The sequence below is a fragment of the Pseudomonas sp. HY2-MNA-CIBAN-0224 genome (genome assembly GCF_040310285.1).
GTDB classification, from domain to species: domain Bacteria; phylum Pseudomonadota; class Gammaproteobacteria; order Pseudomonadales; family Pseudomonadaceae; genus Aquipseudomonas; species Aquipseudomonas helleri.
The window spans coordinates 1-13,206 of the sequence record NZ_JBEOPQ010000050.1; the positions used below are offsets into that span (position 1 = coordinate 1).

Consider the following 13,206-nt stretch of genomic DNA (forward strand, 5'->3'; position numbering starts at 1 on the left):
GCACCGCGAGCTAGCAGCTTGCCGTCCACCCCTCTCACCTAACACCTTAACTCCAACGAAGACACAAGCGAGCTTGCTCGCGATCTTTTGATCTTTAAAAGATCGCGAGGCGAGCTCGCTCCTACAACGACCGGCGAAGGTTAATCCACCAGCTTGGCCGCCAATGCCTTGACCCGTGCCAGGTCGCCTTTGGCCACTTTGGTCACGCCGGTGCCGTACTCCGGGTCGGCCTTATAAAGGAACGACAGGATGATGTGCTTGCTGACGTCATCGGTGGTGGCCAACGAGCCGCCGAAGTTTTCAATCAGGTCCTGACGCTCTTTCTTGCTGTATGAACGGTAAAGATCGCCTGCCTGTTTGAAGTTCTGCTCACGCTGAATCTTCGCCTGCTGGGTCGTACCCGACAGCGGCATTTCGCTGTAACGCGCGGTTTGTGGCTCTTCACGCGGCTCCAGTCGGCTTGGCTGGTAGTTCACGCCCGAGGTGCTATGACCGGTGTTCATGGCGCCGTCCTGATTGCCGTTGTTGACCGTCACCCGTGGGGCGTTGATCGGCAATTGCAGGGCGTTGGCGCCCAAACGGTACATCTGCGTATCGGCGTAGGAGAACACCCGACCTTGCAGCAAACGGTCTTCAGACGGTTCGATGCCTGGCACCAGGTTGGCCGGCGCCATGGCCACTTGCTCGGTCTCCTGGAAGACGTTGGCCGGGTTACGGTTCAGCACCATTTGGCCGACTTTGCGCTCTGGCACGTTCGGCCAGATTTTGGTCGCGTCCAGCGGGTCAAAGTCGAACGACTTCAAGTCTTCAGGATTGAGCACTTGCACGTACAGATCCCACTTGGGGAAGTCGCCCTGGTTGATATGTGTCACCAGGTCGTGGGTCATGTGGCTGTAGTCACGGCCCTGCACCTGGGTGACTTCTTTAGGGTCGAGGTTGTGAATGCCTTGCAGGCTCTTCCAGTGGAACTTCACGTAGTGCACTTCGCCCTTGGCATTCACCAGTTTGTAGGCGTGCACACCATTACCGTCCATTTCGCGATAGCTGGCCGGGGTGCCCGAGTCGGAGTACAGCTCGGTCAGGGTGCGCGTGGCTTCAGGCACATGAGAGAAGAAATCAAAGCGCCGCGAGTCATCGTCAAGGTTGGTGCGCGGGTCGGGCTTAAACGCGTGCACCATGTCCGGGAACTTGATCGCATCACGAATAAAGAACGTCGGGAAGTTGTTGCCCACCAGGTCCCAGTTGCCGTCTGCGGTATAGAACTTGGTGGCAAAGCCACGCGGGTCACGCAGGGTTTCCGGGGAGTGGTTGCCATGAACCACCGCCGAGAAGCGCACAAACACAGGCGTGGTTTCGCCGGCTGCAAACACCCGGGCTTTGGTCAGGTCACTGAGGTCGTTGGTCACGGTGAAGCTGCCGTGGGCGCCGGTGCCGCGGGCATGCACCACACGTTCAGGGATACGCTCGCGGTCAAAGCGCTGCAGCTTTTGCAGCAGTTGTACGTCTTGCAGCAACACGGGGCCATTGGCGCCGGCCGTTTGTGAGTTTTGGTTATCACCCACCGCCGCGCCGTTATCGCGGGTCAAGGTAGCGGCGTGAACGGAAACCGATAGCAGGCTGATGCTCAACGCACTAAGCAGGCGTCGTTGGGTACGGGGCCCAAGGCCGAAAGGGGTGGTCATGCACGTGTCCTCTGGTTATTAGCTACGTAGTCACTACGTTGCGCAAAGGTTAGAGGCGCGGGTGGGGTTCTCTAAATTGAAAGGCCTGAACTGCCCCATTAAGAAAAAAGGCTGGCTTGAAGACGCTAAAGGCGTTAAGCGCTGAAACGTTTAAACTTATACGCCGCCTGCGGGTCAACCCATGAGATTGCAAGTGGCCTGGCAGGCGAGATGCGCAAGGCTGATTTACACTGCATCTACCAACCTCATCTGTAACAAGGAATAACCAATGAGCGTCTTAAGTGAGTTCAAGGCCTTCGCGGTCAAAGGGAACGTGGTCGATATGGCCGTGGGCATCATCATCGGCGCTGCGTTCGGCAAAATCGTTTCATCCTTCGTCGGCGATGTGGTCATGCCGCCTTTGGGGCTGTTGATTGGCGGCGTGGACTTCTCGGACCTGGCCATTACGCTCAAAGCGGCGGCCGGTGACGCCCCAGCGGTGGTATTGGCTTATGGAAAATTCATTCAGACCGTCATCGACTTTCTGATTGTGGCGTTTGCTATCTTTTTGGGTGTTAAGGCGATCAACCGCCTGCGCCGTCAAGAAGAAGTCGCCCCAAGCACCCCGCCACTGCCTTCTAAAGAAGAAGAACTGCTGGGTGAGATCCGCGACCTGCTCAAAGAACAAAAGAACCGGCCATAGAGGCCCGGGCTTAAACAACGGCGCTTAGAGGCGCCGTTGTTTATTAAAGACCTTGTTTAGTTGACCTACCAATAGTTCTCTACCGCAACTTGCCCGGGACGACGCGAAAGGCTTAGTTGCAGATTGCGTGCTTTCAATAACTTACGCGTGTCATCAATCATTTGTGGATTACCGCACAACATCACCCGCGAGTGCTCGGGTGTTAGTTCAATGCCCGCCGCACGCTCAAGCTCACCGTTTTCAATCAGCGTTGTTATACGCCCGTTTAACGCACCCGCCATTTGTTCACGGGTCACTATCGGTATGTAGGTCAGTTTGTGTGCGTATTCGACGAGATAATCACGCTTTCCCAGTTCAGCGATTAAATCCTGATACGCCAGTTCACGTGCTTCCCGGGCGCTGTAAACCAATACGATGCGTTCAAATTTTTCCCATACTTCAAAGTCTTGCAGGATCGAGACGAACGGTGCGATACCGGTTCCTGTTGCCAGCAACCACAGGTCCCGGCCATCGACAAAACGGTCCAGAGTCAGGTAACCAAAGGCCTGGCGGTCTACCAGCAAGGTATCGCCCACCTGTAAGCGGCTCAGCTCGCTGGTGAACTCCCCCCCCGGCACCACGATTGAAAAGAACTCCAAAAACTCGTCATACGGGGAAGACACCATGGAGTAGGCGCGCCACACCGTACTGCCGTCGGCCTTGGTCACGCCCAGCCTTGCAAACTGCCCTGCGCGAAAGCGAAACCCTTGGTCGCGGGTGGTGCGCAAGGTAAACAGGTTGGGGGTGAGGGGTTTAACATCGAGCAGCGTCTGGCGGGTGAATTTTTCTGCGCTGGCGGTCATGATGCGCTCCATTGGGCTGATGGCCCTAGTGTCGCGCAAACACGCAGGGAGGAACACCGACTGTTTGTGATGGCTTTGAATTCATAGGAGAAACAGGGAGGGTTTCGCACTCGTACAGAAATGTGTAACGAGTTGTTAATGATGTTTAGCACTGTCAACTTTAAACATTGCTTGCAACACTAAGCCTCAACCAAAAAATGGCGCCAAAAAGACAAATCGATAACAAGCGTAAAAAAAACGTTAAATCCTCAGAGACTTAAAACACTAGAGCAATTACTCTTAAAATAGATCGAGAAAATTCCTACATATTCTTGAGAATTATGAACTACTATTAAATTCCACATTGGATCCACCTTCTGGGAGCCCCACGCATTATGGGCACTGCCAATCGTTTTTATACAAAACAAGAACTTACCCAAAAGGGTGAATCCACTTTACTCACTTATGCACGCAATCGAATTGAACTATGCGGATTTGATAGCTTTTTGTTCAGAATGGCCCCACAACAAAGAAGCCTTCAAATAGATAGAAAAATACTGACTAATCACCCAACCGAATTTATAGATACTTTTGACGCGTGCTGTATTACCCATAAAAACCCAATTGAAAACCACTTCAAAAAGTCCATTGATCCACTGGTATGGGACCAGCATTTATTCAGTGAAACACCTGAACTCAAGGACGTATCGCAGTCATATGGGCTCAATTATGGTTGGTCGCTGTCGGCTCACGACGCCAAAGGGACGGTGAGCATTCTGAGCCTGACCCGACGGCACTCGCCTGTTTCAACCCAGGAGTTCGATGAAAAAGTGGGCGACTTGCTATGGCTATGCCACCAGTTGCACACCGCGATGTACGAAAAATTCTTTTTGAACATGCGCCTAAATGATCCCGGCAATCATCTGTCTACGCGCGAGTCAGAGATCCTGAAATGGACCGCCCAAGGCAAAACGGCGTCTGACATTGCCATGATCCTGAATCTGACGCCGCGAACCGTAAATTTTCACATCAGCAGCGCGATGCGAAAAATGGGCGCCACCAACAAGACGTCTGCCGTGGTGATCGCGGCCAAATGCGGTCTTCTTTGATGCACCGTCACACCTGAGCAACCGGCACCCCGACCAAAAGCGTCGGGCAATCTCCGGTAAAAAAACGTAAAATCGCCAGCACCTGAAAATGCCACGGCCTCCATGGCTGCTTGAATGCCTTTGAGCTCAATTCAAGCCGTTGTCGATGCCCCAGAGTTTGTATAGATGCCTGCGCTCGAAAGTCCTTTCGCCCAACTCCACTTGATCCGTCAGCCTGAACAACAGAATGAGCCACTTCAGGCCTTCGATGCTGCGGATGAGTATTTGCTCAACCACGTGGCCGAATTGGCGCTGCCGGCCAACAGCCGGATATTGGTGCTCAACGACAGTTTTGGGGCCTTGGCCGTCAGCCTGGTCAGTACGATGCAGGTTACCAGCAGCAGTGACTCGTTCCTGGCCATTCAAGGCCTGGAAAAGAATCTGGTGCGCAACGGCCACGCATTTGATGCGGTCTCGATCATCCCCGCCAGCCAGCCACTGGCAGGCCCCTTCGACTGCGTACTGGTGCGGGTGCCAAAAACCCTGGCGTTGCTGGAAGAACAACTGATTCGCCTGCAAGGCCAGTTGGCTCCAGGCGCACAGGTGATTGCCGGTGCGATGATCAAACACTTGCCACGTGCGGCAGGGGATCTGCTGGAGCGCTATATCGGCCCGGTGCAGGCCTCGCTGGCGGTCAAAAAAGCCCGCTTGCTGGTGGCGACGGCACAGGGCCTGGGGCCGTTTACCTCGCCCTACCCTTCACGTTACGCGCTGGACAAGCCTGCTATCGAGTTGCTCAACCACGCCAACGTGTTCTGCCGTGAAGGGCTGGATATTGGCACGCGAGCGTTTTTGCCACACCTGCCGACCAACCTGGGCTCGGCCCGTGTGGCCGACTTGGGCTGCGGGAATGGCGTGCTGGCCATCGCCAGCGCCCTGAGCAACCCACAGGCGCACTACACGCTGGTCGATGAATCGTTTATGGCGGTGCAATCGGCACAGGAGAACTGGCAGGCGGCGCTGGGCGATCGTGACGTGACGGTACGTGCAGGCGACGGCCTGGCGGGGCAGGCGCCGAACTCATTGGACGTGGTGTTGTGCAATCCGCCGTTTCACCAGCAACAAGTGGTCGGCGACTTTTTGGCCTGGCGCATGTTCCAGCAAGCCCGTGAGGCGCTGGTGGTCGGTGGCGCGCTGTACATCGTGGGCAATCGCCACTTGGGCTATCACAGCAAGCTGGCCAAGTTGTTTCGAGGGGTTGAGCAAGTGGCTGCCACGCCTAAATTCGTCATCCTCAAGGCGCGTAAATAACTGTAAACCTCCTGTAGCCGCTGCCGCAGGCTGCGAAGGGTTGCGCAGCGACCCACGCTTTTTGAAGGCCCTGCGGGCCTTATCGCAGCCTGCGGCAGCGGCTACAGATTTGGACGTCAATGGCTTTTCATGCCCGCTGCGGTCATGAACAGGCGGATCAGCATGGCAAATACGGCCAAGCTGGCCACGCTGGCGGTCCAGATCAACACCAACCAACCAATGCGTTGCCACAGCGGCTTTTTCTCACACGCTTGCACGTCGTTTAAATAATCTTTGCCAGCCATGTTCAGGCACTCCTCTGAGAAAAGGCTGCGCCCGGTGGGGCGCAGCGGCACTTGCAACTAGTGGTAACCGTCTTCGTGAGTGACTTTGCCGCGGAACACGTAGTAGCTCCAGTAGGTGTAACCCAGGATAAACGGCAGGATGAACAAGGTGCCCACCAGCATAAAGCCCTGGCTTTGCGGCGGTGCAGCGGCCTCCCAGATCGAAATCGACGGCGGGATGATGTTCGGCCACAAGCTGATGCCCAAACCGCTGTAACCCAGAAAGATCAGCAGCAGGGTCAGCAGGAACGGCGTGTAGTGGGCATTGCGCGCAATCGCCTTAAACAGCCCGTACATGGTCACCAGCACCAGAATCGGCACCGGCAAGAACCAGAACAGGTTCGGCAAGGTGAACCAGCGCGCGGCAATGTCTGTGTGCGCCAGCGGCGTCCACAGGCTGACAACGCCCATCACCACCAGCAGGGCAATTGCCAATGGCCGCCCCAGGTTGTGCATGCGCTCTTGCAGCGGGCCTTCGGTTTTCATGATCAACCAGGTGCAGCCGAGCAAGGCGTAGGCCACGATCAAGCCGAGGCCGCAGAACAGGCTGAACGGTGACAACCAGTCCAGCCCGCCACCGGCGTATTCACGGTTGACCACCGGGATCCCTTCAATAAAGGCCCCCAGCGCCACGCCCTGGAAGAAGGTCGCGATGATCGAACCCCAAATGAACGCCTTGTCCCAGATGTGGCGCTTGTCAGCCGTGGCCTTGAAGCGAAACTCAAAGGCCACACCGCGGAAGATCAAGCCGACCAGCATCAGGATCAGTGGCAGGTACAGCGCCGACAGCACCACCGAGTAAGCCAGCGGGAAGGCGCCAAACAGCGCCGCACCGCCCAGTACCAGCCAGGTTTCGTTACCGTCCCAGACGGGGGCAACGGTGTTCATCATCACATCACGGTCTTTCTCGCCTTTGATAAAGGGGAAGAGGATGCCGATCCCGAGATCGAAGCCATCCATGACCACGTACATCATGACGCCAAAGATGATGATGATTGCCCAGATAAGTGGCAGATCAATACCCATGACTCAGTTCCCCTTCTTCAGGCTGTCGCTGTAACCTTCTTCGGTGCCTTCAACGGCAGCCGACAAAGGACGGGCAGGCGTGCGTTGCTGACCTGGGCCACCTGAAGGCTGACCATCACCCTCGTGGGCAATCGGGCCTTTACGCACCAGACGCATCATGTAGCCAATACCGACGCCGAACAGCGAGAAGTACACCAGCACAAACATGATCAGGGTGATGCTCATTTGCGTCACGCTGTGGTTGGACGACGCATCGGCGGTGCGCATCAACCCGTAGACCACCCACGGCTGACGGCCGACTTCGGTGGTGAACCAACCTGCAAGGATGGCGATCAGACCCGACGGCCCCATCCACAGCACCAGCTTCAAGAACCAGCGGTTTTCATACAGCGTGCCGCGTTTGCGCAGCCACACGCTCCACAGGCCGATGACGATCATCAGCATGCCCAGCGCCACCATGATGCGGAACGTGAAGAACACGATGGTGGAGTTAGGACGGTCAGCCGCCGGGAAGTCCTTCATCGCCGGGATTTGTTTGTCCAGGCTATGGGTCAGGATCAAACTGCCCAGGTACGGCACTTCGATCTTGTAGTCGGTGGTTTCGGTTTTCATGTTCGGGATGCCGAACAGGATCAGCGGCGTAGGTTCACCGGGCTTGTTTTCCCAGTGCCCTTCGATCGCAGCGATTTTTACCGGCTGATATTTCAGCGTGTTCAACCCGTGGGCATCACCGATAAACGCCTGAATGGGGGCAACCACCAGGGCCATCCACATCGCCATCGAGAACATGCGGCGAATGGCCGGCGTACTACGCCCGCGCAACAGGTGCCAGGCAGCCGAGGCGCCGACAAAGAAGGCGGTGGCCACAAAGGCGGCCGTGGCCATGTGCGCCAGGCGGTAAGGGAACGACGGGTTGAAGATCACCGCCAGCCAATCCACCGGGATCACCCGGCCATCAATGATTTCGAAACCCTGCGGGGTTTGCATCCAGCTGTTGGAGGCCAGGATCCAGAAGGTCGAAATCAGCGTGCCGACCGCCACCATGATGGTGGAGAAGAAGTGCATGCCGCGACCCACGCGGTTCCAGCCAAACAGCATGACGCCCAGAAAACCGGCCTCAAGGAAGAAGGCGGTAAGCACTTCATAGGTCAGCAATGGCCCTGTAACGGCCCCTGCGAAGTCCGAGAACCGCGACCAGTTGGTCCCGAACTGGTACGCCATGACTAGGCCAGACACCACGCCCATGCCAAAGTTGACTGCAAAAATCTTCGACCAAAAGTGGTACAGGTCGCGGTACGTATCGTCACGGGTTTTCAGCCACATGCCTTCGAGCACCATGAGATAACTGGCGAGACCGATGGTGATGGCGGGAAATAGAATGTGGAACGATACGGTGAACGCGAACTGAATTCGGGCGAGATCGAGAGCCTCCAAACCGAACATAAGTCTTCCTCTATCAGGTATCAGGTTGTCAGGGCACCGACAGGACGCCGGTGTCCAACAGCCCCACGAGCAATGGCCTTTGCGAATCTGCGCTCGCACTGCTGACCACCACGCAAGGGAATCTGGCCGTCTGGCCATTCCAGTAAAACCCTTGCGGGCTTTGACCTGGATCAAACATTGCTGAAAGAGTAGTCCATTCTTGGCGTGTGGCTAATGTGGCTGGTTGTCGCGTGACAGGTTGTCCCAGGCCCTGAAATAGACAGTTGCAGGAAGTGCGTGTAATAGCCGCATGCGTTTTTTGGCATGACCGTTGGGCGGTTTTCGCAAAGCATCTGCGCGAGTCATTATTTGTTACAGAAAAATGATAATCTCGACGTCCCCTGCCCTCTGCCACGACCTTTCAATGACCAGCCAGCCGCTTCTGTTACGTCATCACCGGCCTTTTGTGGCCTTTTGGTTTGCCCGCATCTTCACCGCCAGCGCCTTCCAGATGCTGACGGTGGCCATTGGCTGGAACCTCTACCAGTTGACCGGCAATGTGATGGACCTGGGCTGGGTGGGGCTGATCGAGTTCGCGCCTCGCGTGCTGTTTATGTTGCACACCGGGCATGTGGCCGACCGCTATGACCGCCGCCGGGTGGCCGCGCTGTGCCAGTCGCTGCAAGCGATGATTGCCCTGACCCTGGCGATCAGCAGCCTGAGCGGCAGCATCACCCGTGAAATGATCTTTATCCTGGCGTTTTTACTCGGTGCTGCCCGCTCATTTGAGCTGCCCACCACCCAGGCTTTGCTGCCCTCCATTGTCCCCGTGGCATTGTTCCCCCGCGCCGTGGCCGCAGCACAGGCCGCCCAGCAATCGGCGACCATCGTGGCCCCGGCGTTTGGTGGCTTGCTCTATGCGTTTGGCAGCGTGTGGGTGTATGGCCCCAGCGTGGTGCTGTACCTGATTGCCGCACTGTTAATGAGCAACCTGCCGGCCCGCCAAGTGGCGCTGAACAAAGGCAAGGCGACGATGGACTCGCTGCTGGCCGGGATTCGTTTTATTCGCAGCCGCCCGGACATCCTCGGGGCCATCTCGCTGGACCTGTTCGCCGTGTTGCTGGGCGGTGCGACTGCGCTGTTGCCGGTGTTTGCCAAAGACATTCTGCTGACCGGGCCGTGGGGCCTGGGCATGCTGCGTTCGGCCCCGGCGGTGGGCGCCTTGTTGATGTCATTGTGGCTGGCGCGCTTCCCGTTTGAGCGCAAGGTAGGGCGCACCATGTTCACCGCCGTGGGGGTATTCGGGGTCGCGACCATCGCTTTCGGGCTGTCGACCTCGTTCTGGTTCTCGATGGCGGTGCTGGTGGTACTGGGTGCGGCCGACATGATCAGCATGGTTATCCGTGCCTCGTTCGTGCAATTGGAAACCCCGGATGAAATGCGCGGCCGGGTCAGCGCGGTCAACGGCCTGTTTATTGGCGCGTCCAACCAGCTTGGCGAGTTTGAGTCCGGCGCCACCGCCCACTGGCTGGGCACCGTACCGGCCGTGGTGCTGGGCGGCGTGGGCACGCTGTTTATCGCCGGGCTGTGGATAAAACTGTTCCCGGGTCTGGCCAAGCGTGACCGGCTGGTGGAAGACTAAAGCGGTGTAGTCGCTGCCGCAGGCTGCGATAAGGACCGAAGGGCCTTCGCTTTTGGAAAGCACGCCCCCTTCGGGCTCGATCGCAGCCTGCGGCAGCGACTACAGTTTTATAGTGGGTTAGCGAATATACAGCTGCGTTTGCAAGCGCTTGAACGGCGCCACCAGCGACGTGTTACTGAACTGGAACCAGCCGCCCTGGTTGTTACCCAAATCGAAGGTGTAGACGTAACCCACGGTGGTGCCCGCACCGTCGCAGGTCACCAAACCCTCGCCTTTATTGCACACCGGGGTGCGCACGCCATCGATGATCTGGCCGTCAAACGTCACCGTGGGCTGGCCGCCGTAGCCGCGTTCAAGCACGTACACTTTGATGTGCGGCCCACGGTGCTGCATTTTGGTCTGCTCGCGACCATCCGACACATCCTCCACAGCCCCTGATTTAGACGCCACCTTGAGAATTTCTACGGTGCTCAATGGCATCGCCGGCGCGGCGCTCGCCCCGGCGCTTATAAACAGACAACAACCGGCAATTAAAGCGTTGATGGTGTGCTTCATGGATCCCCCCGATAACTGGCACGCAGTATGCCTGTGCACTCGACGTTACAAAACATCGCGCCGTTGAGTCAGCAAAGCAGCCAGACGTCCGTGCTGCTGGTATGATGCGCGGCTTTTTCCGACAGACAGAAAAACCTCAGGCCTCAGGCGTCTGTGCTTTGCTGTTGAAAACGATTTAATCACGGCGCCGGTGGCGCCACGGGGACTGGCATGCTGGAAAGGCTGTTTCAACTCAAAGCACACAACACCACTGTGCGAACCGAGATTCTTGCGGGTATCACCACCTTCCTGGCGATGGCCTACATCCTCTTCGTGAACCCGAGCATCCTCGGCGAAACCGGGATGGACAAAGGCGCGGTGTTTGTCGCGACCTGCCTGGCAGCCGCCATCGGCTCGGCAATCATGGGCATCATCGCCAACTATCCGATCGCGCTGGCACCGGGCATGGGCCTGAACGCCTTCTTCACCTACACCGTGGTCCTGCACATGGGCCACACCTGGCAAGTGGCGCTGGGTGCGGTGTTTATTTCAGCGGTGCTGTTCTTCCTGCTGTCGATCTTCCGCATCCGCGAATGGATCATCAACAGCATCCCGTTGCCGCTGCGCTCGGCCATTGCTGCCGGTATCGGCCTGTTCCTGGCGCTGATCGCCCTGGGTAACGCCGGTATCGTGGTGGCCAACAAGGCTACCCTGGTGGGCATGGGCGACCTGTCTCAGCCAAAAGTGATCCTGGCCTCCCTGGGCTTTGCCCTGATCGTAGCCCTGGAAGCCCTGCGCGTGCGCGGTGCGGTGCTGATCGGCATTCTGGCGGTGACCGTTGCGTCCATCGCCCTCGGCGTGACCGACTTCGGTGGCGTGATGTCGATGCCGCCTTCGCTGGCCCCGACCTTCCTGCAATTGGACATCAAAGGCGCACTGGACATCGGTCTGGTCAGCGTGATTTTCGCCTTCCTGTTCGTTGACCTGTTCGACAACTCCGGCACCCTGATCGGTGTGGCCAAGCGCGCTGGCCTGATGGGCAAAGACGGCCACATGCCAAAAATGGGCCGCGCCCTGATCGCTGACAGCACCGCGGCCATGGCCGGTTCGTTGCTGGGCACCTCGACCACCACCAGCTACATCGAGTCGGCAGCGGGCGTGAGCGCCGGTGGCCGTACCGGCCTGACCGCCATCGTGGTCGGCATCATGTTCTTGCTGGCGCTGTTCTTCTCGCCACTGGCGGCCAGCGTTCCGGCGTTCGCCACCGCACCTGCGCTGATGTTCGTGGCCGTGCTGATGATGAGCGGCCTGGCCGAAATCGACTGGGAAGACGTAACCGTCGCAGCGCCTGTGGTGATCACCGCGCTGGCCATGCCGTTTACCTACTCCATCGCCAGCGGCATCGCCTTCGGCTTTATTTCCTGGACCGTGATCAAGTTGCTGTCGGGCCGCGTTCGCGAGCTGAATGCGCCGCTGATCATTCTGTCGATTCTGTTTGTGGTCAAGCTGGGTTGGTTTAACGCATGAGTGCTTTGCCGTTTGATTCTGCTACCTACGCCCTGGAACTTGAGGCCAAGGCCCAACGACTGCGCGATTTGCTGGCGCCGTTCGATGCGCCTGAGCCGCAGGTGTTTGACTCGCCGTTGAAGCACTTTCGCCTGCGCGCCGAGTTCCGCCTGTGGCGCGAAGGTGGCGAGCGCCATTACGCGATGTTCGCCCAGGATGACAAGCGCACGCCGATCCTGATCGAAGACTTCCCGATTGCCAGCCTGCGCATCAACCAGTTGATGCCGCAGCTCAAGGCCGCGTGGCAAGCCAGCTCGGCGCTGAGCCACAAGCTGTTCCAGGTGGAGTTCCAGACCACCTTGGCCGGTGATGCCATGGTTACCTTGTGCTATCACCGCCCGCTGGACGAGCACTGGCAAAACGCTGCCGAGCAGTTGGCCAAAGACCTCGACGTCAGCGTGATTGGCCGCTCCAAGGGCAAGCGCGTCGTGATTGGTCGTGATTACGTGGTCGAAAAGCTCGACATTGCGGGCCGCACCTTCACTTATCAACAACCCGAAGGCGCGTTCACCCAGCCAAACGGCACGGTTAACCAGAAAATGCTCAATTGGGCATACGAAGCATTGGGCGAGCGTTCCGACGACCTGCTCGAACTGTACTGCGGCAACGGCAACTTCACCCTGCCGCTGGCGACTCGCGTACGCAACGTGCTGGCCACTGAGATCAGCAAGACCTCGGTGAACGCCGCCTTGAACAACCTCTGCGACAACGCTGTGGATAACGTCAAGCTGGTGCGTTTGTCGGCAGAAGAACTCACCGAAGCCCTGAATGAAGTCCGCCCGTTCCGCCGCTTGCAGGGCATTGACCTGAAAAGCTACGAATTCGGCAGCGTCTTCGTCGACCCGCCGCGCGCGGGCATGGACCCGGACACCTGCGAACTGACCCGCCGCTTCGACAACATCCTGTACATCTCGTGCAACCCGCTGACATTGGCCGAGAACATCGCCCAACTGCACGACACGCACCGTATCGAGCGTTGCGCCGTGTTTGACCAGTTCCCGTGGACTCACCACATGGAATCGGGCGTGTTGCTGGTTCGTCGCTAAAGCCTGATCGCGAGCAAGCCCGCTCCCACAAGTTGAACCCCTGTGGGAGCGGGCTTGCCCGCG

12 protein-coding genes are annotated in these 13,206 nt (G+C 57.9%); 6 read left to right on the forward strand and 6 right to left on the reverse strand.

From position 1 onward, the window contains the following. Positions 1 to 140 precede the first annotated feature (140 nt). Positions 141 to 1,682, reverse strand: a complete 1,542-nt coding sequence (gene katB / locus AAEZ03_RS19380) for a catalase KatB (RefSeq protein WP_278941556.1) — start codon at positions 1,680 to 1,682, stop codon at positions 141 to 143. 268 nt (positions 1,683 to 1,950) lie between these two features. Here katB and mscL point away from each other — a divergent pair, with 268 nt between their 5' ends. Then, the gene (mscL, locus tag AAEZ03_RS19385) at positions 1,951 to 2,364 is read left to right on the forward strand and encodes a large-conductance mechanosensitive channel protein MscL (protein WP_123752080.1); all 414 of its coding nucleotides are present in this window, start codon (positions 1,951 to 1,953) and stop codon (positions 2,362 to 2,364) included. A 65-nt stretch (positions 2,365 to 2,429) separates the two neighbouring features. Here the strand turns inward: mscL and AAEZ03_RS19390 are convergent, their stop codons facing one another. Further along, positions 2,430 to 3,206 carry a ferredoxin--NADP reductase gene (locus AAEZ03_RS19390; protein ID WP_278941554.1) on the reverse strand — a complete coding sequence of 259 codons (777 nt, stop codon included), beginning with the start codon at positions 3,204 to 3,206 and terminating at the stop codon, positions 2,430 to 2,432. A gap of 374 nt (positions 3,207 to 3,580) precedes the next feature. Between AAEZ03_RS19390 and AAEZ03_RS19395 the strand changes: the two genes are divergently transcribed. Beyond that, positions 3,581 to 4,294, forward strand: a complete 714-nt coding sequence (locus AAEZ03_RS19395) for a LuxR C-terminal-related transcriptional regulator (RefSeq protein ID WP_082158116.1) — start codon at positions 3,581 to 3,583, stop codon at positions 4,292 to 4,294. 165 nt (positions 4,295 to 4,459) lie between these two features. Further along, the gene (locus AAEZ03_RS19400) at positions 4,460 to 5,584 is read left to right on the forward strand and encodes a methyltransferase (protein ID WP_350580824.1); all 1,125 of its coding nucleotides are present in this window, start codon (positions 4,460 to 4,462) and stop codon (positions 5,582 to 5,584) included. Positions 5,585 to 5,700: 116 nt separating this feature from the next. On the opposite strand, the gene AAEZ03_RS19405 is transcribed toward AAEZ03_RS19400, so the two are convergent. Genes AAEZ03_RS19405 through AAEZ03_RS19415 form a run of 3 tightly spaced genes read right to left on the reverse strand, consistent with a single transcriptional unit; the run spans position 5,701 to position 8,376 of the window. Beyond that, entirely contained in the window at positions 5,701 to 5,868 is a 168-nt protein-coding gene (locus AAEZ03_RS19405) for a DUF2474 domain-containing protein (RefSeq protein WP_048367442.1), read from the reverse strand. A gap of 57 nt (positions 5,869 to 5,925) precedes the next feature. Beyond that, positions 5,926 to 6,933 (reverse strand): cytochrome d ubiquinol oxidase subunit II, encoded by a 1,008-nt coding sequence (gene cydB / locus AAEZ03_RS19410; RefSeq protein ID WP_048389485.1) that lies wholly within the window; start codon positions 6,931 to 6,933, stop codon positions 5,926 to 5,928. A 3-nt stretch (positions 6,934 to 6,936) separates the two neighbouring features. Beyond that, entirely contained in the window at positions 6,937 to 8,376 is a 1,440-nt protein-coding gene (locus AAEZ03_RS19415; protein WP_350580828.1) for a cytochrome ubiquinol oxidase subunit I, read from the reverse strand. 403 nt (positions 8,377 to 8,779) lie between these two features. Between AAEZ03_RS19415 and AAEZ03_RS19420 the strand changes: the two genes are divergently transcribed. Beyond that, complete coding sequence (locus tag AAEZ03_RS19420; RefSeq protein ID WP_048367447.1) at positions 8,780 to 9,997, forward strand: MFS transporter; 1,218 nt, start codon at positions 8,780 to 8,782, stop codon at positions 9,995 to 9,997. Positions 9,998 to 10,114: 117 nt separating this feature from the next. Here AAEZ03_RS19420 and AAEZ03_RS19425 read toward each other — a convergent pair whose 3' ends face one another. Then, a complete protein-coding gene (locus AAEZ03_RS19425) occupies positions 10,115 to 10,552 on the reverse strand; it encodes a DUF4879 domain-containing protein (RefSeq protein ID WP_350580831.1) in 438 nt (145 codons plus the stop codon). A 210-nt stretch (positions 10,553 to 10,762) separates the two neighbouring features. On the opposite strand from AAEZ03_RS19425, the gene AAEZ03_RS19430 reads away from it, so the two are divergent. Both AAEZ03_RS19430 and trmA read left to right on the forward strand, forming a co-directional pair. Further along, on the forward strand, positions 10,763 to 12,058 hold the full coding sequence (locus AAEZ03_RS19430) for an NCS2 family permease (RefSeq protein ID WP_048389482.1): 1,296 nt from the start codon (positions 10,763 to 10,765) through the stop codon (positions 12,056 to 12,058). Next, the gene (gene trmA, locus AAEZ03_RS19435) at positions 12,055 to 13,143 is read left to right on the forward strand and encodes a tRNA (uridine(54)-C5)-methyltransferase TrmA (protein ID WP_350580834.1); all 1,089 of its coding nucleotides are present in this window, start codon (positions 12,055 to 12,057) and stop codon (positions 13,141 to 13,143) included. Before AAEZ03_RS19430 ends, trmA begins: the two co-directional genes overlap by 4 nt. Positions 13,144 to 13,206: the final 63 nt, after the last annotated feature.